At 66.0% G+C, this 22,888-nt stretch carries 21 protein-coding genes and 1 riboswitch; of the genes, 7 read left to right on the forward strand and 14 right to left on the reverse strand.

What is annotated here, in order from left to right; translation table 11 throughout:
* The 7 genes from H5T60_01100 to H5T60_01130 all read right to left on the reverse strand — a co-directional run.
* On the reverse strand, positions 1 to 582 hold a 582-nt coding region (locus H5T60_01100), incomplete at its 3' end, for an energy-coupling factor transporter transmembrane protein EcfT (GenBank protein MBC7241027.1).
* Positions 579 to 1,433 (reverse strand): ATP-binding cassette domain-containing protein, encoded by an 855-nt coding sequence (locus tag H5T60_01105; protein MBC7241028.1) that lies wholly within the window; start codon positions 1,431 to 1,433, stop codon positions 579 to 581. The genes H5T60_01100 and H5T60_01105, both read right to left, overlap by 4 nt.
* On the reverse strand, positions 1,430 to 2,332 hold the full coding sequence (locus tag H5T60_01110) for an ABC transporter ATP-binding protein (GenBank protein MBC7241029.1): 903 nt from the start codon (positions 2,330 to 2,332) through the stop codon (positions 1,430 to 1,432). Before H5T60_01110 ends, H5T60_01105 begins: the two co-directional genes overlap by 4 nt.
* Positions 2,307 to 2,849, reverse strand: coding sequence for an ECF transporter S component (locus tag H5T60_01115; GenBank protein ID MBC7241030.1), 543 nt, complete (start codon positions 2,847 to 2,849; stop codon positions 2,307 to 2,309). Before H5T60_01115 ends, H5T60_01110 begins: the two co-directional genes overlap by 26 nt.
* Positions 2,850 to 3,012: 163 nt before the next feature.
* Complete coding sequence (locus tag H5T60_01120) at positions 3,013 to 4,128, reverse strand: hypothetical protein (protein MBC7241031.1); 1,116 nt, start codon at positions 4,126 to 4,128, stop codon at positions 3,013 to 3,015.
* A 69-nt stretch (positions 4,129 to 4,197) separates the two neighbouring features.
* Positions 4,198 to 5,607: an aspartate kinase gene (locus H5T60_01125; GenBank protein ID MBC7241032.1), complete on the reverse strand. Its 1,410-nt coding sequence runs from the start codon at positions 5,605 to 5,607 to the stop codon at positions 4,198 to 4,200.
* 25 nt (positions 5,608 to 5,632) lie between these two features.
* Positions 5,633 to 6,850 (reverse strand): aminotransferase class I/II-fold pyridoxal phosphate-dependent enzyme, encoded by a 1,218-nt coding sequence (locus H5T60_01130; protein MBC7241033.1) that lies wholly within the window; start codon positions 6,848 to 6,850, stop codon positions 5,633 to 5,635.
* Between the two features lie 141 nt (positions 6,851 to 6,991).
* Positions 6,992 to 7,124, reverse strand: a riboswitch (SAM riboswitch).
* 133 nt (positions 7,125 to 7,257) lie between these two features.
* Between H5T60_01130 and H5T60_01135 the strand changes: the two genes are divergently transcribed.
* The 4 genes from H5T60_01135 (at position 7,258) to H5T60_01150 (ending at position 11,242) form a co-directional block, all read left to right on the forward strand.
* A complete protein-coding gene (locus H5T60_01135; GenBank protein ID MBC7241034.1) occupies positions 7,258 to 7,455 on the forward strand; it encodes a hypothetical protein in 198 nt (65 codons plus the stop codon).
* A 78-nt stretch (positions 7,456 to 7,533) separates the two neighbouring features.
* A complete protein-coding gene (locus H5T60_01140; protein MBC7241035.1) occupies positions 7,534 to 8,172 on the forward strand; it encodes a SagB/ThcOx family dehydrogenase in 639 nt (212 codons plus the stop codon).
* 16 nt (positions 8,173 to 8,188) lie between these two features.
* Positions 8,189 to 10,000, forward strand: coding sequence for a peptidoglycan DD-metalloendopeptidase family protein (locus H5T60_01145; protein ID MBC7241036.1), 1,812 nt, complete (start codon positions 8,189 to 8,191; stop codon positions 9,998 to 10,000).
* Between the two features lie 27 nt (positions 10,001 to 10,027).
* Positions 10,028 to 11,242: a protein-glutamate O-methyltransferase family protein gene (locus H5T60_01150; protein ID MBC7241037.1), complete on the forward strand. Its 1,215-nt coding sequence runs from the start codon at positions 10,028 to 10,030 to the stop codon at positions 11,240 to 11,242.
* Positions 11,243 to 11,310: 68 nt separating this feature from the next.
* Here H5T60_01150 and H5T60_01155 read toward each other — a convergent pair whose 3' ends face one another.
* The 7 genes from H5T60_01155 to H5T60_01185 form a co-directional block, all read right to left on the reverse strand.
* Positions 11,311 to 11,646, reverse strand: coding sequence for a hypothetical protein (locus H5T60_01155; protein ID MBC7241038.1), 336 nt, complete (start codon positions 11,644 to 11,646; stop codon positions 11,311 to 11,313).
* A 9-nt stretch (positions 11,647 to 11,655) separates the two neighbouring features.
* On the reverse strand, positions 11,656 to 12,531 hold the full coding sequence (locus H5T60_01160) for a 2-oxoacid:ferredoxin oxidoreductase subunit beta (GenBank protein ID MBC7241039.1): 876 nt from the start codon (positions 12,529 to 12,531) through the stop codon (positions 11,656 to 11,658).
* Positions 12,524 to 14,287, reverse strand: a complete 1,764-nt coding sequence (locus H5T60_01165; GenBank protein MBC7241040.1) for a 2-oxoacid:acceptor oxidoreductase subunit alpha — start codon at positions 14,285 to 14,287, stop codon at positions 12,524 to 12,526. Before H5T60_01165 ends, H5T60_01160 begins: the two co-directional genes overlap by 8 nt.
* Before the next feature lie 98 nt (positions 14,288 to 14,385).
* Positions 14,386 to 15,780, reverse strand: coding sequence for a dihydrolipoyl dehydrogenase (gene lpdA, locus H5T60_01170; GenBank protein MBC7241041.1), 1,395 nt, complete (start codon positions 15,778 to 15,780; stop codon positions 14,386 to 14,388).
* 39 nt (positions 15,781 to 15,819) lie between these two features.
* Complete coding sequence (locus tag H5T60_01175; protein MBC7241042.1) at positions 15,820 to 16,920, reverse strand: XdhC family protein; 1,101 nt, start codon at positions 16,918 to 16,920, stop codon at positions 15,820 to 15,822.
* A gap of 17 nt (positions 16,921 to 16,937) precedes the next feature.
* Entirely contained in the window at positions 16,938 to 17,750 is an 813-nt protein-coding gene (locus H5T60_01180; GenBank protein MBC7241043.1) for an EF2563 family selenium-dependent molybdenum hydroxylase system protein, read from the reverse strand.
* A gap of 34 nt (positions 17,751 to 17,784) precedes the next feature.
* Positions 17,785 to 18,861 (reverse strand): sugar phosphate isomerase/epimerase, encoded by a 1,077-nt coding sequence (locus H5T60_01185; GenBank protein ID MBC7241044.1) that lies wholly within the window; start codon positions 18,859 to 18,861, stop codon positions 17,785 to 17,787.
* A 305-nt stretch (positions 18,862 to 19,166) separates the two neighbouring features.
* On the opposite strand from H5T60_01185, the gene mutL reads away from it, so the two are divergent.
* The 3 genes from mutL to dnaB form a co-directional block, all read left to right on the forward strand.
* Complete coding sequence (gene mutL, locus H5T60_01190; GenBank protein ID MBC7241045.1) at positions 19,167 to 20,921, forward strand: DNA mismatch repair endonuclease MutL; 1,755 nt, start codon at positions 19,167 to 19,169, stop codon at positions 20,919 to 20,921.
* Positions 20,922 to 21,058: 137 nt separating this feature from the next.
* The gene (locus H5T60_01195) at positions 21,059 to 21,568 is read left to right on the forward strand and encodes a bifunctional nuclease family protein (protein ID MBC7241046.1); all 510 of its coding nucleotides are present in this window, start codon (positions 21,059 to 21,061) and stop codon (positions 21,566 to 21,568) included.
* A 60-nt stretch (positions 21,569 to 21,628) separates the two neighbouring features.
* On the forward strand, positions 21,629 to 22,888 hold a 1,260-nt coding region (gene dnaB, locus H5T60_01200), incomplete at its 3' end, for a replicative DNA helicase (GenBank protein MBC7241047.1).

The raw sequence follows: 22,888 nt of genomic DNA on the forward strand, positions 1-22,888 counted from the left end.
CAACACCGGGAGATAGGCGCGCGCCGCCCGCAGGGGATTGCGCGGGATGACCAGTCCGCGCGATTCCTGGGCCTCCATAATCTCACCGAAAATGCGCCCAAAAGTCGGGACAAACTGCATGGACATCGCCAAGGTCAGGCTGGCAGAATGCGGCAGGCCCAGCCGTGTCAGGCCGGCCACCAGCTCTCCCTGCTCCGTCGTCCACAGCAGGAGCGAAAAGGCGAAGGCCAGCGCATCCACCCGCAGGGCCATCGTCACGGCCTGCAGGACGCTGGCCGGCCCCACCGATACCTGCCCCCATCGCCACCATACGGATGCCCCGCCGGCGCCCCAGGTAAAACTGCCCAATACCAGGATAATCAAGGTGATCGGCCACAGCGGGCGCCAGGCCGCCAGCAAACGCGCCGGCGGCACCCGGCTGGAGAGCGGCAGGATATGGAGCAGTGCCAGCAGTGCAAACATCGCCAGGGGATTTCGGATGAGCGCGGCCGCGACCACGAACAACAGGGTCAGGCCGAACTTGGTGCGCGGGTCCAAACGGTGGTACCAGGCATCCCCGCGGACATACAGGTCCAGCATCATTGCCCGACCTCCCCTCCGCCGGCCGCCGCCCTCACATACGCTTCGGCAAACTCCTCCGGCAGGAGCAGGTCCGCCGGCAGGCCGGCCAAGCCGGCTTCCCGCAGTGCATGCGCGGTGTGGGTCACCGGCAGGGGCTCCAGGCCGGCCTTGCGCAGGAGGGCCGCGTTGCCCAACACGGAGCGCGTCGGCCCATCCGCCGCGATCTCGCCGGCCTGCATCAGCACGGCGCGGCCGGCGTACTGCGCCGCCAGCTCCAGGTCATGGGTGATGAGCACCACCGCCGTGCCCCGGCGGTGTCTCTGCGCGACTACCTCGAGGAAATCCCGGGCACTGCCGGCATCCAGCCCATTGGTCGGCTCGTCCAGGATGAGCAGGGCCGGCTCCTGCGCCAGCACGGCCGCCAGGGCCACCTTACGGCGCAGGCCGTAGCCCAACGCCGCCGGCGGTACATCGGCCATATCCTGCAGTCCCAATGCTTCCAGCGCGGCATTCACGCGCCTCTCCAGCTCCGCGCCCGAGACCCCTTGGAGCCGCGGGGCAAAGGCCACTTCCTCCCACACGCTGGCGGAAAAGATGATGCGGTCCGGATGTTGCGGGAGATAGGCGATCAGGCGCGCCCATTCCCCCACCTGCCGGCGGCGCGTGTCCACCCCCTCCACCAGCACGCGCCCGCGCCAGGGCTTCAGCAGGCCGTTGAAATGCTTCACCAGGGTGCTCTTGCCGGAGCCGTTGCATCCCAGGACAGCCACCCATTCCCCGCGCCTGATCTCCAGCGAGACGCCGCGCAGGGCCGGCGGCCCGTCATCGTAGCGGAACCACAGCTCCTGGACAGAAACCAGCGGGGGCGTCATGGGCAAGCTCCAGCATGCGGGAGGGGACTGGAAGGAGCCTGCGATGGCATCGGGGTTAATGCCTGGATGGCTTCTTCCGGTGTGAGGAAGTCCCACCGCCGGCCCAGGCGCTCGTTCAACAGGCGCGCCGCACGCGCCATCTGGGGGACATACACCTTGGGGCGCTGGCCGGCCGCCAGGCGCCCATATACCTCGCGCGGTGTGCCGTCATCCACGACCCGGCCTTCATCCAGGAGGATCACCCGGTCGGCGAAGCGGGCGGCCATCTCCGCATCCTGCGTCGCCATGATGACGGTGGCAGTGCGTTCCTTCGCCAGCCGGCTGATGACCTGCATGACCTCTTGCCGGCCCCGGGGGTCGAGGCCGGCAGTCGGTTCATCCAGCACCAGGATGTTGGGCGCCATCGCCAGGACGGTGGCGATCGCCAGGCGCTTCTGCTCCCCGCCGGAAAGCCCCCGCGGATTGCGCCGGCGCATGCTCTGCAGTCCCACCGCCTCCAGTGCCCAGTCAATGCGTTCCTCGATGGCCGGCGGTTCCCAGCCCAGCTCTTCCAGCCCGAAGGCGATCTCATCTTCCACGCTGGAGTTGAAGAGCTGGACCTCGGCCTCTTCGAACACCATACCGACATGGCGCGCCAGTTCCGCCACACTGCGTTCGCTGGTGCGCGTGCCCATGACTTCCACCGCGCCGGCGAATTCCCCGCCGGTCATGCCGGGGACGATGCCGTTCAGACACAGGCAGAGCGTGGTCTTGCCGGCACCCACCGCTCCGATGAGCGCGACGAACGAGCCGCTCTCGATCTCCAGGGAAACGTGCTGGAGGGCCGGCACCGGCCCATGTCCGGGCAAGGGCGAGGGGTAGGCAAAAGAGACATCAGTGATGCGAACGATGCTCGACACGGCCCCTTCCGTATTCCAGAACTGCCGGATATGCCCGGGAGACCAGATACAGCAGGGGCATGCCCAGCAGGCCAAAGGCGCCCTGGATCGAGTTGCCGGGCAGTTCGGTCAGCGCCGGCCCCAGCCCGTACAGCGGGATCTCGACGAGGAAGTAGCCCAGCACAACCACCACCTCTCCCAGGAAAGCGCCCAACAGCATGGCGCCGGGGCGATGCCGGCCCAGCCGGGCGACATAGCCAGCGAGAAAGCCCTGCAGGCCGTGGATGATCAGGGTCAGCGGTGCCCAGTGCGGGTATCCGCCGACCAGGTCGGCCAGCGCGGTCCCGCCGCCGGCGATGATAAATCCCAACCAGGGACCGAACGCCAGCGCCGAAAAGGTCGCCGCCACATCCCCCAGGTGAATATAGCCCCGCGTGGGAGCCATGGGGATGCGCACCAGCAGGGTGAAGACGCAGGTCACGGCCACCATCACCGCCACGAGGGCGATCAGACGCACATCGGTTTTGCGCGACACCATCGCGGTCTCCTCCTTCCTTTTTCGTAAATATTGCAATCGGGCCTACCACCCGCCGGCGCCAAACAGTATACACCCGGCCATCGGGGCGTCAAGTACTGCAAACCATATTTTGGTCTGACCATCAGTCAAGTTTGCGGTTATTATATTCCCAGCGGTATGATAGTCAAATTTCCAGGGGCTCGCCCACACACAAGGTCGGGCAGTGATGCAAGGCCTTCCATCCCTGCGCCGCCAGCGCCGGCTGGGGCACGGATGCCTCATCCGGTTTGTCCGACAGGCCGAAGATGAGAGCGCCCTGCCGGCGCAGATAGAGGGCGGCCTGGTGCACCTCCTGGGTGATCAAGATGCGCTCCTGCAGGAGCTTCTCAACGGGGATGCCGTCCGCCGGCGAGGGGTCATAGCGCGCCGCGGTCAGCTCATACTCGCGATAGCGGAAGGCCTTGAACGGGGTGGGATCGCCGGCGTCCCAGGCCGACAGCACCTCCTGATGCAGGTCCAGCAGGCCGGCGGTCCTCAGATCTTCGCGCCGGCCGTCCACCAGATGGATAAAGGCATCGAATGATGGGATGCGCCCGGACTGATAGCCCTCCAGCACCTCTTCCAGCGTATACAGCCCGGCCCCGATGATGAGACACAGGTAGGCCAGCAAATCCTGGTTATCCTGGGTGAACGGATGATAGACCTGCTGGTTCAGGGTGTCGTAGGCGTGCTGGAAGGCCGCATGGTCGAAATGCTCGCCCAGCGCCAAGGCCACGGTGTCCTTCACCGCCTGCACCCGCACCTGGTCAATAATTTTGTCGTTGCGGCCGCGCGCTCCCACCAGCGTCTTATCCATGTCAATCACCACCGCCAGGTGCTCGTCGAACGCGAAGCCCTGCCGGCGGGCATATTCCAGGAACTCCGCCAGGCCGGCCCAGCGGTTGGACAGGAAAACGCGCCCCTCGACGCGCCACTGCGGCGGCTCTGCCGGCTTGTCGGCGCCGATAAAGGCCAGCCCTTCCCAGCCGCCGGCGGCACACAGGTTGGCGAAGGCATTGCCGTCGTTCATGTAAGTGTCGCCCAGGAATATCAGGCGCTTCAGCCGCGTCTGCGGCGCATCCAGCCGGCGCGCCGCCTCCAGGATGCGCGCCACCACCAGCGCATATTCCGGCTCCGCCTTGCGCGGGATGCGGTAGGCCGGCCAGCCCAGTTCCTTCCACAACTGCTCCAGCGCCGGCAGTCGGGGGTCAGACGGCTCCAGCCGGCGGTACACAATGAAATCGCCGAACAATTCTGCCATGCTGGCAGGTCCGAAGATGTGCAGCATAGTGTCCTCCGTAGTGAGCACATATCGCAAGCAGAGATTATGCTATAACCCGCCGGCCGTGTCCAATCCCAGCTCGGCGTGGATATAGCGCACGGTGTCGTCCACATCTGCCTCCGGCACCACGAACGAGATGTTATACTCGCTGGCCGACTGGGCGACGGAAATGATCCGCGTGCCGCGCCGGCCCAACGCGGCAAAGGCGCGCGGCACCGTCTGCGCCGGCTGGGCGCTGGTGCGCCCGACCACCGAAATCGTGCCGACCTCCTCGCGCACACCGATGTGCGAGATGACGCCCCGCTGTAATTCGCCCGAGAGGGCATGCTCCAGCACGCGCACACAGTGCCGCTGGTCCTGCCGGCGCACCACCAGGTTCAGACTGCGTTCCGAAAGCGGCTGGGTGAAGAGCAGGATATCCACGCCGGCATCCGCCAGGCTCTCCAGCACGCGCGCCCCTACCAGCGGCCCCCATTCCTGGCTGTTGCCGGCGATGCCGATGAGGCTCAATCCTTTGGTAGAGATGATGGCCGGCATGGCCCGGCGGTTCGGCGACGGTGAGCTGGTGATCAACGTGCCAGGGTGTGATGGGTTGAAGCTGTTAAGGATGCGCAGGGGGATGCCGGCCTGATGCACCGGCGCGACCGTCTTGGGATGCAGGACATCTGCGCCGTAATAGGCCAGCTCCTCCGCCTCCTCATAGCTCAGCTCGTCCAGCGTGTGCGCCTCCGGCACGATATTCGGATCCGCCGTCAGGATGCCGTCCACATCGGTCCATATTTGCACCTCTTCTGCCCCCAGACAGGCGCCGAGGATGGCGGCCGAGTAGTCGCTTCCACCCCGCCCCAGCACGGTGGTAACTCCCTCCTTCGTCGCCCCGACATAGCCGGTCACCACCGGCACGATGCCGCGCTCCAGCAGGGGCGGGATCAAGGCCTGCACGCGTTCCCGGGTGAGGTCCATGATGGGACGCGCCGCGCCGAAATGGTCATCGGTGATAATGAGCTGTGTGGCAACGATATCGCGCGCCCGAATGCCGCGCGCCGAGAGCGCCGCCGCCAGGATGCGCGCCGAGAGCTGTTCGCCGATGGAGGAGACAGCATCGTAGCCGCGCGGGGTGATTTCCCCGAGCACGGCGATGCTCCGGCAGAGCAGTTCAAAATCGTGCAGGCGGTCCTCAATAAGGCCGGCCACCTCCACCCGCTCCACACTGCGCGCCAGAAGCTGGTCCACCACCTGCAGGTGCCGCTCCAGGAGCGTCGCCTTGGCCTCGCGATAGACTCTGTCCTCACCGCGGCTGGCCGCACGCGCCGCCTCGATCAGCAGATTGGTCACCCCGCTCATGGCAGAGACGACGATAACCGGCTCGCGCGACAGATACGACTCGATGATATCCATGACGGCGGACATACGCCCCGCGTCGCCTACCGAAGTCCCCCCGAATTTCATCACGATCATGTGCTCACCTCCTCGCGCCGGCCGCTCACAGGATGGAATCCAGCGCCTGCTGTAAATCGGCGATCAGGTCGTCCGCATCCTCGATGCCCAGGGCATAGCGCACCAGCTCATCCTTGATGCCCATGCGCTCGCGCTCCTGCTTGTCCAGCGCGAAATGGGACATCAGCGCCGGCTGTTCGATAATGGACTCCACACCGCCCAGGCTCGGCCCGACGTACGGGATCTTCAGCGCGTCGATAAAGCGCATGGTGCGCTCCATATCCCCTTCGATCTCGAAGCTGACCACCCCGCCGAAGCCAGCCATCAGCTTTTTGGCGATGGCATGGTCCGGATGCGAGGGCAGACCGGGGTAAAAGACCCGCCGCACCGCCGGGTGAGATTCCAGGAACTCCGCCACCCGCTGGCCGTTCTCGTTGTGGCGCTGTATGCGCAGGGAAAGGGTCTTGATGCCGCGCAGGAGCAAATAGGCGGCGTGCGGGTCAATGGTCGGTCCCAGCATGTTTTGGGCGTCCTTGAGCTTGTGGATGATCTCCGCCGGCCCCGCCACCGAGCCGGCCAGCAGGTCGTTGTGCCCGCCCAGGTACTTGGTGCCGCTGTGGATCACCAGATCGGCGCCGAATTCCGCCGGCCGGATGTTGAAGGGCGTGGCGAAGGTGCTGTCCACTGCCAGCAGACAGCCGTGCCGGCGGGCGATCTCCACCAGCCGCGGCAGGTCCACTACCCGCAGGTACGGGTTCGTCGGCAGTTCCGTAAAAATGAGGCGCGTGCGCGGCGTGACGGCGGCTTCCAGCGCCTCCAGGTCCTCCACCGGCACGAAGGTGACCTCGATGCCCAGCCGGCGCAGGAACGCCAGGGCGAACTCCCGCGTCTTGCGGTAGCAGTCCTCGGTGATGATGAGGTGGTCGCCGGCGGAAAGCAGGGTCAGGAAGACGGTGGTGATGGCCGCCATGCCTGAGGCCACCAGCATGGCCTCCTCGCACCCATCCAGCTCGGCCAGCTTGCGCTCTACCGTCTCGCGGGTGGGGTTGGTATAGCGGCCGTATTCCCCGCGCTGGAGGGGCAGTTCGGCCATCTTCCTCTGCATGTGGGCGATAACGGCCTGGCTGTTCTCGAAGGTATAGGTGGATGTCTGGATAATCGGCGTGGTCAGCGAGCCGTAAGGCTTCTGACGGGATTCGCCGGCGTGCACCGCACGGGTGGAAAAACCGCGGGAGGTGGCCGGCCGGGTGTTCTCTTCTGTCATCGCAACCTCCTTGCCAATAAAAATATCCTCGCCGCCTTATCCGAGAAGCACCGCCGGCCCGAGGAGTCCGTTTCAGGACATAAAAAGCTGCTGCCCCAGGGATTCGTCGGTATGAGAAGGCAGCAGCATCTTCGCCATACCCTCTCATCTTCCAAGGGCACGCATCATGCATGCCCCTGCCGGAATTGGCACCTGGACCGCCGAACCGCCGTGGTTCAACGGTCTGGTTGCCGAGGCTTCACAGGGCCGGTCCCTCCACCTCTCTGGATAAGAGAGCAACCAAAAACCTATGCAATTTTGTCAGGTTTATACCACAGTCGCTGAAATCGCGCAAATCGGCGGATTGCGCTCCCTTCCGGCCCCATGCTATAATTGGCCCAGCACGGCAGGCTCGATGGAGGATGACGATGGAGTGCAAACAGGAGCGCAACCTAAAGCGCTGTAACTGTACCTGGGAACCCTGCCCGCGCAAAGGGCTGTGCTGTGAGTGCCTGGCCTATCATCTGGCGCATCAGGAACTGCCGGCCTGCGCCTTCCCTCCCGAAGTGGAGCGCACCTACGACCGCTCCTTCCAGCGCTTCATCCAGGTATACTCCAAAAGGTGAGACCGCGCGGCCGGCAGAGGAGAAAACGCGGTGCGGCGGAAAGGCGGTATCCTGGCATTGGTAGCAGGGCTGTGCATCATGCTCGTGGCCGGCTGTAGGGCCGCGCCGGCCCCCGCCCCCGCGACGACGGAAGCGGAAGAGGTCATCACCCTGCCGGCGCCGCGCCAGCAGGGTCCGCTCTCCCTCGAGGAGGCGTTGGCCCGCCGGCGCTCCGTGCGCGAGTACGGGCCACGCTCCCTGACATGGGAGGAAATCGGCCAGCTCCTGTGGGCGGCGCAGGGCATCACCTCGCCGCAGGGCTTCCGCACCGCCCCTTCCGCCGGCGCCCTCTACCCGCTGGAAGTATACGTCGTCCTGCCCGAGGGCGTGTACCACTATCTGCCCCACCAGCATGCACTGCGGCGCACCGCCGCCGGCGACCGCCGCTCTGCCCTGGGGGACGCGGCTGTGCGCCAGCGCCCCGTGTACGAAGCGCCGGCGGTCTTCGTCATCGCCGCCGTATATGAGCGCACCGCCGCCAAATACGGCCCACGCGCGGAGCGCTATGTGCACCTGGAGGCCGGCCATGCCGCCCAGAACCTGCTCCTGCAGGCGATCGCCCTGGGTCTGGGGGCGGTGCCGATCGGCGCCTTTTATGACGAGCAGGTGCGCGCCGTGCTGGGGCTGGGCGCGGATGAAACGCCGCTCTACCTGATCCCGGTGGGAGCACCCCGCTGAACCTGGAGGCACAGTCATGAACGTGGGCATTCACTTTTCGAACCGCTACTGGGAACCGCCGGCGGAGGAGCACTTCGCCATCCTGAAGCTGGCGCGCCCCGAGACCATCAAAACGCTGGTCTTTCCGGCGCCGCGCTTCGACCAGGTGGCGGTGCACCGCCGTCTGCGGCAGGAGCATCCGGATGCCCTCATCGTGGCGCGCCTTTTTGCCGATATGAACGGCGGAGCGTGGAGCCCGGCGGATTTCGTCGAGCACTTCGCCCCCCGCATTGAGGAACTGCGGCCATACGTGACCTGGTTCGAGGTGCACAACGAGCCGAACCTCGACCCGCAGGCCGCCGGCTACAGCGAGGGCTTCGGCTCTTCCGACGCCGATATCGACCGCTTCATCGCCTGGGCCGAGGAAGTGCTGGCCGCTCTGCGCCGGCGCTTCCCCTGGGCGCGTTGGGTCTTTCCCGGCCAGGCCCCGCACCGCTACACCGAATTCTGGAACCGCGCCCTGCCCACCATCCTGAAGTTCGACGCCTGGGGCGTGCACTGCTACTGGCAGGGGGATCAGCACCTGCACCCCTATTACGGCAAGTGCTACACCTATGCCCATTATCTGGCGCCGCAGATGCCCATCATCATCACGGAGTTCGGCGATGCGACCCCCGGCCGCTCGCCGGCGGAGAAAATCCCCATCTACCTGGAATGGCTCCGCGAGCTGGAAAAACATGACTACGTCATGGGCAGTGCGCTCTACATCCTCGGCGGGACAGAGGATTGGAGCGGCGCCGGCGGTCGGCCCAACTTCGAGGTGACGCGCGAGATGGCCGAGGCCATTGGTCGGCTGGGCCGGCGCCCCCGCCAGCCGCAGGTCGCCGACGGTTTCGATTTTCCGGTGGGCAAGCCGGACGGCGTGGGGTATTACGTCGCCGCCGGCCTGGCCGAGGAAAGCTATTATCAGCGCTTCGGCGCCTGGCACACCGGCGAGGACTGGAACGGCGTGGGCGGCGGCGATACCGACGAGGGCGACCCGGTCTACGCCGCGGCGCACGGACGTGTGCTGGAGCTGGGGCGTTATCCCAGTTGGGGCAATATCGTGCTCCTCGAGCACCGCTTGCGGGACGGCCGGCGCATCTGGACCCAATACGCCCACCTGAAGGACATCCTGGTGAAAAAGGACGACCTGGTGCGCAGAGGCGACCAGATCGGCACCATCGGCCATATGATTGACAAGGACGGCAATCCCAAAGGGCCGGCGCACCTGCACTTCGAGGTGCGCGCCCACCTGATGCCGCCCGACCAGTGGAACCTGCCGCGGGAGGATGTCCTGCGCTTCTACCTGCACCCCACCGATTTCATCCGCAGTCACCGCCCCAACTACGAGAGCCTGGTCGTGGCAGTGGATGATGTCGGCGCCGGCTTTTCCCGCTCCGACTCCCGCTTCTGGTTCGAGGGGGACGTCGGCTATGACGGCCACTGCTACTGGACGTGGACCGTCTCCGAGGAACAGGGCGAGGACTGCTGGGCCATCTGGAAACCGGTCATCCCCAAGACCGGCCTGTATGAGGTCTTTGCCTTTATCCCCAGCCGCAACGCCACCACCCGCCGTGCCCGCTACAAAATCGTCCACCGGCGGGGAGAGGCCGTGGTGGAGGTCAATCAATCCGAATACTACGACGAATGGGTCTCGCTGGGGGTCTATGCCTTCTCCACGGTCCAGCCGGCCTATGTCCGGTTGAGCGACGTGACCGGCGAACCGTACACCCGCGAGCGCTCCCGCCGCCGGCAGATCGCCTTCGACGCCGTGATGTGGGTGCTGGTGCGCGCCGGCGAATCCTAAACGGAATCATTCACAGGAGCTTCAACGATGCCGCTGACACCCTTCGGAACCGACACCCTTCCCCCGCCCCTGATGACCTCCGATCCTGGCTCGTTCGCTGAGGACACCTTTCGCAACCGCCTGCCGGCCTTCCTGGACGAATTATGCCGGCTCAATCCTTTCCCGCCCGAAATTCGCGCCGCCCTTATGAGCCTGAAGCGCGAGATCACGCACGGACTGCCGGTGCGCCGGCTGGCCGAGATGACGCCGGACCGCGCGGCATGGGACGAGGTCTGGTCGCGCTTCATCGGCCGCAACTGGTTCCAGCTCCCCTGGTACCCGGCGGAAGCGTACTTTTACCGCCGCGTCCTGGAAGCCACACGCTATTTCCAGCCCGGCTCCTGGCAGGGCCGAGACCCTTTCGCACCGTACAAGGAGCAGGAGCTGGGCCCTCGCAGTCAGAGCTGGGCAAGCTTCGAGCGCGCCCTCGGCCGGCTCCCGACAGAGCACCTGCCGCGCCTGAACGAACTGCTCCTGCTGGACCTGTGGGGCAACCGCGCCGACCTGAGCATCAAGGAAGTGGCGGAATCGGCCCACGCCGGCCTGGCCGATGAAACCAGTGAACGCATCCTGATCGACCACCGCCCGCAGGTCCTGGAGCACTTCACCCGCAACCACCGCGTCCGACGGGTGGACTTCATCCTGGACAACGCCGGCCTGGAACTGCTGTTCGACCTGGCGCTGGCCGACCATCTGCTGACCATCTGGCATCTGGAGCGGATCGTCTTCCACCTGAAGCCCCAGCCGTTCTTTGTGTCGGATGCCATGCCGCAGGACGTCATCCACGCCCTGGAGGCCATGATGAATCGGCCGAGGTTGGCCCCCATGGCCAGCCGGCTGATGAATGCCATCTCCCGCGACCGCCTGCAGTTGGTGACCCATCCCTTTTGGGTCAGCGCGTACAGCTTCGCCTATATGCCGGACGACCTGCGCCGGCAGTTGGCGGAGGCCGACTTGGTGCTCCTAAAAGGGGATGCCAATTACCGCCGGCTCCTGGACGACCGCCGCTGGCCGCCCACCGATTCGTTGGAGGAGCGCACGCGCTATTTCCCCGCCCCCTTCGTCACCCTGCGCACCGCCAAAGCCGAGGTCATCGTGGATTTGACGGAGGAGCGCGTGGCGGAGCTGGATGCCAAAGACCCCCGCTGGCGCATCAACGGCCAGTACGGCCTCATCCGCTTCTGCGCCGGCGCCCGAAGGTAGTCAAAGAAGAAAACGCCAGTGACAGTCACCTTGGAGGTGACTGTCACTGGCGTCTCTGAGGCATCCCATCAGAACGTGAAGGGTGTTTCCATCACGGAAAAGGTCCGCTCTTCCTCCCCCTCCGCGCCGTAGAACAGCCGGCCGCGCGCCAGGTACGGCCGGCGCTCCCCTTCCGGCGCCGGCGGGCGAACGTGCACCGTCAGCCGCGTCTCCGGCTCCATCACCCCCATCACCAGCATGCTCCCGACCTCCTGACCATCGGGGGCCAGCACGCTCAGCTCCAGATAGGGGAACGGCGGCTCCAGCCCGTCCGCTTCGACCATGAAATGCACCCGCCGGCGGTCCGGCGCCGGCTGGACCTCCAGCCGGACAATGCAGGGCATTTCCTCAATTGCCTGGGACATCGCATCCCCCTACATGAACTCCCGCTTGAGGCGCTCCAGCTCCGCCATATCCCGATGCACGCCCAGCTCGACGAGGGACTGCTCCCGGATGGCCGGCAGATGATCCTCGTAGGTCGGGCGCTCCACCTGATACAGGATGCCGATGGGGATGCGGTCCCCCCACTCCTGCGCCTTCTCCAGCGCCGCGGCAAAATCCGTCGGGTCATAGCCGCCCGGCTGTTCCTCGACCTTGTACACCCGTTCCGAGTACCAGTCGTAGGTATTGACGCGGTTGAAGGTCACGCAGGGTTGCAACACGTCGATCAGGGCGTAGCCGCGGTGCATGAGCGCCTTGCCGATGATGTCCGCCAGGTAGCGCGGGTCCTTGGCAAAGCCGCGCGCGACGAAGGTCGCGCCGGCGATGAGGGCCAGCGCCAGCGGCCGCACCGGCTGTTCGATCGCGCCGGCCGGCGGCGGAGAGGTCTTGGTCACTGTTCCCGTCTCGCTGGTCGGCGAATACTGCCCCTTGGTCAGACCGTACACCTGGTTGTTCTGCACCACAGAGGTGATGTTGATGTTGCGGCGCGCCGCATGCAGGAGATGGCTCAACCCCATGCCGTAGGTATTCCCATCTCCCGAAACAGTCATCACATACAGCTTGTGATTGGCCAGTTTGGCGCCGGTGGCGATGGGGATATCGCGGCCGTGCAGGGTGTGCAGGCCGTTGACCCACATGTACTGCGGCAGTTTGCTCCCACAACCGATGCCGGTCACGATGAGGAGCTGATGCGGCTCGATGTTGTAATTCACCATGGCGAGCTTGACCGCGTTCAGCACGCCGTGATCGCCGCACCCCGGGCACCAGGTTGGGCGATCGCGCCCCTGTAAATCTTTCATGCTAGGCATGGAGCACCTCCCTGACGCCGCGCACGATGTACTCCGGGGAGAAGGGCCGGCCGTCGTATTTGCTGATAAAGTGTTCCAGGCGGATGCCGGTTTCCTGCCGGATCAGCCGCGCCATCTGGCCCAAGGCATTGTTCTCCACCGCAATGGTCACGCGAGCCTCCCCCAACGCCTGCGCCACGGCCTCGGCCGGGAACGGCCACACGTCGGTGATGTGCAGATACTGGGCGGTCGGGCGCTCCGCGTTGAGGATGCGCAGGGCCTCCAGCGCCGGCATCACCGTGGAACCCCATCCCACCAGCATCACCGGCGCCTCCGCCGGCCCGTAGCGCTTCGGAGGGCGCATGCTCTGACGCGCGGTCTCCAGCTTTCGCAGTCGCTTGGCATTCAGCGCCACCCGGTCCTCGATCTCCTCGGCGATGCGGCCCTGGTAGTCGTGCTCGTTGCCCTCGCCCACATACACCGCCTTGGGATGGCCGGGCACGGCGCGCGGAGAAACCCCGTCCTCGGTAATCGCATAGCGGTAATACTCCCCTTCCAGCGCATCCAGCTCCGCCGGCGAGAGCAGTTTGCCGCGCTCCACCTGCACCGCGGAAAGGTCCAGGGCCTCTGGCTCCAGGGTGCGGGAGGAAGTCGCCAGGAAATGATCCCCCAGCACAATGACGGGGGTCTGATAGGTCTCCGCCAGGTTGAAGGAGCGCCAGCCGGCCTCGAACGCCTCTTCATGGGTGCCAGGCGCCAGCACCACCCGCAGGAACTCGCCCTGCGACGCCCACAGGCTGAAAAGCAGGTCCCCCTGCTCCTGGCGGGTCGGCAGGCCGGTGGACGGGCCGGGGCGCTGTGCGTTGTAGATGACCACCGGCGTCTCGGACATACCGGCAAAGCCCAGCGCCTCCACCATCAAGGAAAAGCCGCCGCCCGAGGTCGGGACCAGCGCACGCGCCCCCACATGGCCGGCGCCCACCGCCATGCAGATGGCCGCGATCTCGTCCTCGGTGTGCTTGACCACCAGGCCGTACTGATTAGCATGGCCGGCCAGCCACTCCAACACCGGCGAACCCGGCGTCATAGGATAGCCGGCGGCGAAGCGGCATCCGCCGGCCACCGCGCCAAAGGCGAATGCCTCGTTGCCGTTCAAAAGCATCCTGGGCGGCGCGCCCGGGATCGGCTCGATCGTGTGGTCAAAACTGCCGGCGTAATGCTCCAGGGCATAGCGGTAAGCGGCATCCGCCACTTTCAGGTTGGCGCTGACCATGGCCTCGCCCCGCTTGCCGAAGTTGACGCGGATGATCTCCTCGATGTACGAGAAGGGGAATCGGGTGACGCCGGCGGCCGCGGCGGTGGCGGCGGTATTCATCATCACCACCGCGCCGCCGATCTCCTCGGCGATTTTGCGGAGCGGCACGGGGAAGCGCTGAACGCCCCGGGCCTGCACCGCTTCCCAGATGGCATCCTCCACCGGCAGGGCTTCGTCATAGAGGATGGCGCCGCCGGCGGGGACCTGGGGATAATGCCGGCGCACCGCTTCCTCGGTCATGGCCAACAGGACATGCACAGTCTCCCGATGGGAGGTGAGGGGCTCCGCGCTCACCCGGATCTGGGCGAAGTTATGCCCGCCGCGGATGCGGGAGCGGTAATCGCGCAGGTCGAAGATGTGGAGGCCGGCGTGCGCAATCGCTTTGGCAAAGCCGGTGGCGCTGGACTCGATGCCCTGGCCGGCCTCGCCGCCCAGCAGAAAGGTCAGGTCATTTTTCGGCATGCGGAACCTCCGTACATTATATCATCCGAGGCGATATAACCTAATTATCGCCGATGCCGCCGGCTCTTCCGTAACACATCTTACCTTCTGAACCCGGGCTATTTCGCCGGCACATGCAGGGCACGGCCCTGAGCGGCCAGCGCCGCCTCCACAACAGCTTCTCCCAGCGTTGGGTGGGCGTGAATGGTGGTGTCAATCTCCTCCAGCGTGGCCTCCAGGTTGATGGCCAGGGTGCCCTCGAGGATCAGGTCGCTGGCATGCGGCCCGACGATGTGCAGGCCCAGTATCTCGCCGAAGCGCCGGTCGGCCACGATCTTAATGAAGCCGTTGAACTCGCCGGCGGCCACGGCCTTGCCGTTGTTCACCAGGGCGAATTTGCCGATCATCACGTCATGGCCGGCCTGGCGCGCCTGCTCCTCGCTCATTCCCACCGTCGCCGCCTCCGGGATGGTGAAGATGCACGCCGGCACCGCTTTGTAATTGATAAAGCTCTCTTTGCCGCAGGCGTTCTCGGCCGCCACCACCCCCTGCCGCATCGCCACATGCGCCAGCATCGAACCGCCCACGACATCCCCAATGGCGTAAATCCCTGGCACGTTGGTTTCCATGCGGTTGTTGACCGCGATGCCCTTGGCCGAATAATGGACGCCGGCCACATCCAGCGCCAGGCCCTCGACGTTCGGTTTCCGCCCCACCGCCAGGAGGACATTATCCACAGTGACATCGAAGGTGCCCTGCGGCCCCTCCACGGTGCAGGTCACCGCGCCGCCCGCCGGCGCGATGCGGGTTACCCGCGAACCAGTGTGCACGGCGATGCCCTGCTGGCCCAAGGTCCAGGCCAGCGCCTCGCCGATGTCATGGTCCACGGTGGGCACCAGCCGCGGCAGAAGCTCCACCAGGGTCACTTCCACGCCGCAGATGCCGAAGAGCGCGGCGAATTCCACGCCGATCGCTCCGCCGCCGATGATAAGGAGCCGGCGCGGCAGTTCCTGCAGGGACAGCGCCTCCGTACTGCCGATGACCTGCGGCAGGTCAATGCCCGGGATGGGCAGGCTCATAGGGCTGGAACCGGTAGCGATGATGATGCGGGTGGGCCGCAGTACCTCCACGCCCTGTGGGGTGCTGACATGCAGTTTCCACGGCTCGCTGAAGCGCGCTTCGCCCTGGATGATCTCGACGCCGGCCTTCTGCAGGAGCACTTCCACCCCACCCACCAGTTGGGCCACCACTTGGTCCTTGCGCTCCTGCGCCTTCTTCCAATCCAGCTCCACCGCGCCGGTCTTCACCCCGAACTTCTCCGCCTCGCGCGCCGTATGCAGTACCTCCGCGGTGCGGAGAAGCGCCTTGGTGGGGATACATCCCCAGTTCAAACACACCCCGCCGACGCGCTCCCGCTCGATCAGGGTCACGCGGGCGCCAAGCTGACGGGCCCGCAAAGCGGCCACATAGCCGCCCGGCCCGGCTCCGATAACAGCGATGTGCAGGTTGTCCATGGTATCTATCTCCTTGCGCACAGGATTGATGGCAAACGTTCAGGCGCGGCCGGCCGCGACCCCCGGCCGCTGGCCGCGCAAATACTGGGAGAGTGAAACCGCCTGCCCTCCGCGGTACACCTTCACGATTTCCGCCAGGATGGAGAGGGCGATCTCCGCCGGCGTTTTGGCGCCGATATCCAATCCAATGGGGGCGTGTACCCGCTCCAAAAGCTCGCGCGGGATGCGTTCCTCCTGCTCCAGCAGTTCGAAAACGCCGCGCACCCGCCGGCGACTGCCGATCATGCCGATATAGCCGGCCGGCGAACGGATAACCGCCCGCAGGCAGGTCACGTCGTGCTGATGCCCACGGGTGATGATGACGATATAAGTATCGGGGTCAATGGGCAGTGAACGCAGTGCCTTGTCAAAATGATCGCAGATAAGCTGGTCGGCCGTCGGGAAGCGGGCCGGATTGACGAAGGTGGGGCGGTCGTCAATGACGATGACGCGAAAGTCCAGCACTTTCGCCATCTGCGCCAGGGGCACGGCGATGTGGCCGGCGCCGGCGATGACCACTGTCGGACGGGCGCGGTGCACATCCACAAACCATGTCTCGCCGCTTTCGGGGAGGGTCACCAGGCCCGAACGCCGCTCTGTCAGCAGGCGCTCGACAGCCCTGTCAAAGGCATGGGAGCGTTCCTGTATGGCATCCAGTTCGTCAGGGGTAATCAGCAAATGCTGGACGGGAGCAGGCGGCAGTCGCGTCGCCAGCGCCCATGGGCCGGCCGCTTCCCCGCCCGCCAGCCGCTCCAGCAGTGGCCTCCACTGCGCTGGCTCCTCATCCGCCGGCGGCCAGGGCTCCACCAGCACCTCCATCACTCCACCGCAAATGCCGTCGCTCTCCAGCGATATTTCCCCGGTCAGGTCCACGCGCACAATCGCCGCCTGCCGGCTGGCGATGACATCCAGGGCCTGACGCAGGACCTCCGCCTCGCCGCATCCTCCTCCGACAGTGCCGGCGTGCCGCCCTTCGGGATGGATCATCATCTTGGCACCGACCTCGCGCGGGGTCGAGCCGGCGGTGCGGATGATGGTCGCCAGCGCGACCGTCTGTCCGGCGTCAACGGCCTCCTTCAGAGCGGCGAAGACCTCTTCCATCCGTCCGTCCTCCGCCCTCAGCACCGGCGTTCCAGCCGGCGGGCCAGGATAAGCAGGGCGTGCAGGGTGGATGTGGCGATGGCGCGCGCTTTATCGGAGATGGTATAGCACGCCTGGACGTCCAGGCGCGGGTCCACATCGCCGATCTTGATGCCCGCCGGCACCTCCGTGCCCTCGCGAATCGCGCCGCGCAGTACGCCATCAAAGGGCGCCAGCACGGGCCGGCCGGCCACCTCTCCCAGCACCTGCCCGGCGCGCACGATACTGCAGATGTCGCATTCCCAATGCACCCGGCCGGCGGCCGGCGCGCGCAGGACGCGGTCCTCGGCATGCCCTTCCACCGGCGCCGGCACCCCCGTGTCCGGCTGGGCAGACCCTTCCCAGATGATGCGGGCCAGGTAATGGCCGCGGTTGGTCTCGATGACCGCATGCACATCGCGGCCGGCGGCGAAGCCCGGCCCCAACCCGATGACGATGGGGGCCATATCCATGCGCGTGCCGACATTGGTCTTGGCCATAATGGCGTCAATCACTGCCAGCGGCGCCAAGCGCAGGGCCTGCGAGAGGTCCGGATCCACCATCAGGGCAATATCGCCGGCGGCAAGGATGGCGTCCACATCTTCCACACTGCTGGCCAGCCGGGCCGTGACACCCTCGACCTGCGCGCGGCCGTCATAGACCGCGTCGCAGAAAGCGACGGTGCGGCGCACGGCCATTGGGACGGGCGCCTCGGTAATGACCACGCGAAAACCGACGGTATGCAGGCACCAGGCGACCGCACTGCCCAGGTCGCCGGCGCCGCGCACAATCACAAGCTCTGGTGGGATCATGCTGGCTACCTCGATGGCGTCAGATAGGCGTCTTTCACGTGCCGGCGGCCTCCCATGTCGCGCGGATGAACGCCGCGGCGCGGCGCACTCCGTCCACGCCCAGCCGGCTGTTCTCCTCCATGCATATCCAGCCGGCAAAGCCGTGCCGCTTCAGGAAGGCGAAAATATCGCCGAACGGCACCAGGCCGGTGCCCAACAGCACATGATTCAGCGCGCCGCGCGTGCTGGTATCGGCGGCGTGAATGCTGACCACCTGATCGATCACCTGCTCCAGGATGGGCAGGGGATCATCCCCGTAGGCGATGGGATTGGCGGTGTCGAAATTGATGCCAATGGTGGTGCCGCGAATGCCCCTGGCCAGCTCCAGGAAGATATGGGTGGGCTGGTCAAAGTCCGTGTACTGCCAACAGCCTGGTTTCCCGTGGTTTTCCAGCACCAGGCGCACGCCGGCCTCTTTGCCGGCGTCCTCGCAGGCCAGCAGTCCCTCCAGCGCCCAGCGGATGCCGTCCCGCTCATCCAGGCCGGGATGGGCCTGGCCGGCGGTGACGCGTATCAGCTCCGCCCCCAGCAGGCCGGCGGCGCGGATATAGGCCCGCTCCTGCTCAATCTGACGCTGGCGCTCCGCCGGCTCCGGATGAGTGAAATCGGGGTAAGAAGTGACCATCACCAGCCGCATGCCGGCCTCCTCAATGGAACGCCGCACTTCCGCCAGATAGGCCGGCTCCAGGCTCCTCAGAAAGAGCACAGAGATGTCAATGCCGTCCAGCCCGACCTCCGCGCCGATGCGCGCCCATTCGCCGATGGACATGCGCCCTTCAATAATGTCCTGGAAGAATGAGACCGGTAGACAGCTCAAGCGCATGGCAGGTCCTCCTCTGGCTGTACCGCTGGTAGTGCCGATGCCCTCCGCCGCCTGACGGATGATGCGGGAGGGATGCCGGCGGAGCATCTCGCGCGCCGCGGCTTTTTCCGGGCTGTCCGGAAGCCGGCGCAGGCTTTCCACCACCGCCAGCCCCTGCACCACATCATGAGGGTATGCCAGGGCACATTCGGCCAGCGGGAGCGCGGCGCCGGCCTCCCCGCGGTTCCCCAAGGTAATGATGGCCGACATGCGCGCCTCCGGGTTTGGGTGCCGCAGGGCGTGGACGAGGCGCTCAGTAAACGTATGGTTCTGTTCCCATGCGGCGATGTCGACCCCACAAGCAGGACAGCGAACGGCATCGCGCTCCACCGGGGCAAAACATACTGGGCAGTAGTACTGCATGGCCTTCCGCTGACGCCTTTGGCGAGTGTTCACTCCCAGTATACCATAAGTTCGCCCATCGCGCACGCGCGCCGGCCCCTTTCCGCTCTTTCCCGCCCCGCGCCGGCTGTGGTACAATATGGGCGCCAGGAAACGCCTACACAGGAGGACCCATGCCCATCCGCATCCTGCCCCCGGAAGTGGCCAGCCGCATCGCCGCCGGCGAAGTGGTGGAACGGCCGGCCTCGGTGGTCAAAGAACTGCTGGAAAACGCCATTGACGCCGGCGCGCGGGACATCCAGGTCGAGGTGGAAGAGGGAGGCCTGCGTCTGATCCGCGTTTCTGACGACGGATGCGGCATCCCCGCCGGCGAGGTGGAGCTGGCCTTCGCCCGTCACGCCACCAGCAAGCTCTCCGACGTGGATGACCTGAACCGCATCGTCACCCTCGGGTTTCGCGGCGAGGCGCTGGCCAGTATCGCCGCCGTCTCCCGGGTGGAGATGTCCACCCGCTCCGCGGATGAGGAAGTCGGCACACAGCTTTCCCTGGAAGCCGGCGAAATTGTGCGCCGGCGCCCGGTGGGCCGGCCGCCCGGCACCAGCATTACGGTCGAGAACCTGTTCTTCAACGTGCCGGCGCGGCGCAAGTTTCTGCGCTCCCCGCTGACCGAGGCCGGCCATATCCAGGAGATCGTCACCTATTACGCCATGGCCTACCCGACGCGCCGCATTTCCCTGATCCATAACGGCCGGCCCATCCTCCGCTCCCCCGGCACGGGCAACCTGCTGGATGTGCTCCTAGAGATACACGGGCCGGAGACCGCCAGCGCCCTGCTCCCCATCCAGAGCACCGCGGAGGAACCTTCTCCGGTCATGGTATCGGGGTACGTCAGCCCGCCGGCGCTCCATCGCGCCGACCGCCGACACATGGTGTTCTTCGTCAACGGCCGCTGGGTGCGGGATAAAGCGCTGGCCTATGCCGTCCTGCAGGCCTATCACACCCTCCTGCCGGCCAACCGCTTCCCCATCGCCGTCGTGCAAATCCACCTCGACCCGGCGGAGGTGGATGTGAACGTGCACCCCACCAAGACCGAGGTGCGTTTCCGCGCCGCCGGCGAGGTCTTCCGCGCCGTCCAGCGCCAGGTGCGCGCCGCCCTGGTCCAGCAAGCGCCGGCCGCCCCCCAGTTCCACGTCCCTGGCTGGGGAGAGCGGCCCAGCCCATCCGCGGAAATCGTCGCCCGCCAGCAGATGCTGATGAGCGCCGGCCGGAGCGCGGTCGAACATGCCCTGCGCCTCATCCCGCCGGCCGAGGAGCCCGCCCCTGAGCCGGCCGGCACTCCCCCGCCCCGGCTCCCCATCCTGCGCGTCGTCGGCCAGGTGCGGCAGATGTACATCATCGCCGAGGGCCCCGACGGGCTGTACCTCATTGACCAGCACGCAGCGCATGAGCGCGTCCTGTACGAGCAGATGCTCTCCCAGGCGACCGCCGGCACCCCCCTCTCCCAGGCCCTGCTGGAGCCGCAGGTGGTGCCGGTGGACTTGCGTCAGCAGGATGTCATACACACGTATGACGAGGAACTGCGCTGGGCCGGCTTCGAGCTGGAGCCGTTCGGCGAAGGCGCGTTCCTCCTGCGGGCTGTGCCGGCGGTGCTGGCCGGCCGGCAGGACCCCCGCACAGCGCTCTATGAGGTGCTGGAAGAGCTGGAGCGCGGGGAAACCCCACTGGCACGCCGCAAAGATGCCGCTGTCATGGCCGCGGTGTGCAAGCGCGGCGCCGTGAAGGCCGGCCAAACCCTTAGCCACGAGGAAATGACGGAGCTGGTGCGCCGGTTGGAAGCCACATCCTCCCCGCAGACCTGCCCCCACGGCCGGCCGACCATGATTCATCTCAGCGCGGAAGCCCTGGCACGCCAGTTCCTGCGCTCCTGAAGGACGGGAACCGGGAAAAGGGACACCGCGATCCCACACCCTCTTTCCCGCCGCAATTGTACCGGGCGGGCGTTCTGTGGTATAATGATGTCAGCCGGCGGGACCACGCCGGCAGGCAGCGCATGAGGAGGCATGAAATGATCCGAGTGGTGGTGGACAGCATCCGGGTGAGCCTGATGTCCCAACACCGCGTCGTCGTGCTGCGCGAAGTAGATGGAGACCGCTATTTGCCCATCTGGATCGGGCCATTCGAGGCGGATTCCATAACCATTGAGCTCCAGGGCGTGCCGATGGCACGGCCCCTGACCCACGACCTGCTCAAGTCCATCCTGGAAGAGCTGGGGGCGGAGGTGCAGTACGTCGTCGTCAATGACCTGCGGGACGACACCTTCTACGCCCGCATTATCCTGGATGTCAACGGCGAGCGCCACGAGATTGACTCTCGCCCCAGCGACGCCATCGCGCTGGCCGTGCGGGTCAAGGCGCCCATTTATGTGGCTCCCCATGTCATGGACGAGGCCGGCATCCTCTCCGAATCCGCAGAACAGGCCCCCGAACTCTCCGAAGAAGAGGAAGAGAACCTCTCCATCTTCGAGGAATTCCTGGAGAATCTGGACCTGGGCGACGAAGAGGAGGACAAGAAGTAGCGCCGGCCGGCGAGACACACAAGGACTGCCCACCCAAACTAAGCTGGACGAGGGAATGGGATGATTGAGACGCGCGTGGAAGGGGATCACCTCCCGCCGCAGAACATCGAAGCCGAGGAAGCAGTCCTCGGCTCATTGTTAATTGACCCGGACGCGGTCATCAAGGTCGCGCCCATCCTGCGCGCCGACGATTTCTACCGCGTCAAAAACGGCTGGATCTACCAGGCCATCCTGGACCTGCATCAGCGCAATGAGCCGATAGATTTCCTCAGTGTCAGCGCGGAGCTGGAGCGCCGCGGGCAGTTGGATGAAGTGGGCGGCCGGTCGTATCTGGCCTCGCTCTATAACACGACGCCGACCAGCCTGCATGTGGAGCACTACGCCCGCATCGTGGAGCGTACGGCTGTCCTGCGCCGGCTCATCTCCGCCGCCGGCCAGATCGTGCAGATGGTCTACGAGGCCGGCGGGGACGTGGACAACATCATTGACCGCGCCGAACAGCTCATCTTCGGCGTCTCGGAACGCCGCCTGCGCCGCGACCTGATCCCCCTGCGCCAGCTCATGGAGGAATATTTCGAGCGGCTGGACTATCTGTACCGGCACCAGGGGGAAATCATCGGCATCCCCACCGGCTTTCATCAACTGGACAAGCTCCTGGGCGGGTTTCAGCGTTCCGACCTCATCATCGTCGCCGGCCGGCCCGGCACCGGCAAGACCAGCTTCGCCCTCAGCATCGCGCGCAACGCGGCGCGCAAATTCGGCCAGCGGGTGGCCATCTTCAGCCTGGAAATGTCGGCGGAACAGCTCATCCAGCGCCTCGTCTCCATGGAGACAGGCATTGACTCCCTGCGTCTCCGCCTGGGCCAGCTCACCGAGGAAGAATGGCCGCTCTTTGTGGAATCCGCCGGCATCCTGGCAGAGGCGCCGATATTCATTGATGACACGCCGGCCATCTCCCCGCTGGAGATGCGCGCCAAGGCCCGCCGGCTCTATGCCGAACACGGCCTGGACCTCATCGTGGTAGACTATCTCCAGCTCATGCGGGCGGACTTCGCAGTACAGAACCGCGTCCAGGAAATCTCGTATATTTCGGGCGCGCTGAAGGCCCTGGCGCGCGAACTGCAGGTGCCGGTCGTGGCGCTCTCCCAGCTCTCCCGCGCCGTCGAACAGCGCCAGGACAAGCGGCCGCAGTTGGCGGACCTGCGCGAGTCCGGCTCCATCGAACAGGACGCGGATGTGGTGATGTTCCTGTACGCCGAGGACGCCGGCGACGAGGAATCGGAGCACAAGAACATCACCGACATCATTGTGGCCAAGCAC

The sequence above is a fragment of the Anaerolineae bacterium genome (assembly GCA_014360855.1).
Classification (GTDB): Bacteria; Chloroflexota; Anaerolineae; order JACIWP01; family JACIWP01; genus JACIWP01.

Coding starts and splice junctions, on each gene's coding strand:
- H5T60_01105 (MBC7241028.1), bottom strand. CDS start 1,433: ATGACGCCCCCGCTGGTTTCTGTCCAGGAGCTGTGGTTCCGCTACGAT.
- H5T60_01115 (MBC7241030.1), bottom strand. CDS start 2,849: ATGGTGTCGCGCAAAACCGATGTGCGTCTGATCGCCCTCGTGGCGGTG.
- H5T60_01120 (MBC7241031.1), bottom strand. CDS start 4,128: ATGGCAGAATTGTTCGGCGATTTCATTGTGTACCGCCGGCTGGAGCCG.
- H5T60_01125 (MBC7241032.1), bottom strand. CDS start 5,607: ATGATCGTGATGAAATTCGGGGGGACTTCGGTAGGCGACGCGGGGCGT.
- H5T60_01130 (MBC7241033.1), bottom strand. CDS start 6,850: ATGACAGAAGAGAACACCCGGCCGGCCACCTCCCGCGGTTTTTCCACC.
- H5T60_01135 (MBC7241034.1), top strand. CDS start 7,258: ATGGAGTGCAAACAGGAGCGCAACCTAAAGCGCTGTAACTGTACCTGG.
- H5T60_01140 (MBC7241035.1), top strand. CDS start 7,534: ATGCTCGTGGCCGGCTGTAGGGCCGCGCCGGCCCCCGCCCCCGCGACG.
- H5T60_01145 (MBC7241036.1), top strand. CDS start 8,189: ATGAACGTGGGCATTCACTTTTCGAACCGCTACTGGGAACCGCCGGCG.
- H5T60_01150 (MBC7241037.1), top strand. CDS start 10,028: ATGCCGCTGACACCCTTCGGAACCGACACCCTTCCCCCGCCCCTGATG.
- H5T60_01155 (MBC7241038.1), bottom strand. CDS start 11,646: ATGTCCCAGGCAATTGAGGAAATGCCCTGCATTGTCCGGCTGGAGGTC.
- H5T60_01160 (MBC7241039.1), bottom strand. CDS start 12,531: ATGCCTAGCATGAAAGATTTACAGGGGCGCGATCGCCCAACCTGGTGC.
- H5T60_01165 (MBC7241040.1), bottom strand. CDS start 14,287: ATGCCGAAAAATGACCTGACCTTTCTGCTGGGCGGCGAGGCCGGCCAG.
- lpdA (MBC7241041.1), bottom strand. CDS start 15,780: ATGGACAACCTGCACATCGCTGTTATCGGAGCCGGGCCGGGCGGCTAT.
- H5T60_01175 (MBC7241042.1), bottom strand. CDS start 16,920: ATGGAAGAGGTCTTCGCCGCTCTGAAGGAGGCCGTTGACGCCGGACAG.
- H5T60_01180 (MBC7241043.1), bottom strand. CDS start 17,750: ATGATCCCACCAGAGCTTGTGATTGTGCGCGGCGCCGGCGACCTGGGC.
- H5T60_01185 (MBC7241044.1), bottom strand. CDS start 18,861: ATGTCGGCCATCATTACCTTGGGGAACCGCGGGGAGGCCGGCGCCGCG.
- mutL (MBC7241045.1), top strand. CDS start 19,167: ATGCCCATCCGCATCCTGCCCCCGGAAGTGGCCAGCCGCATCGCCGCC.
- H5T60_01195 (MBC7241046.1), top strand. CDS start 21,059: ATGATCCGAGTGGTGGTGGACAGCATCCGGGTGAGCCTGATGTCCCAA.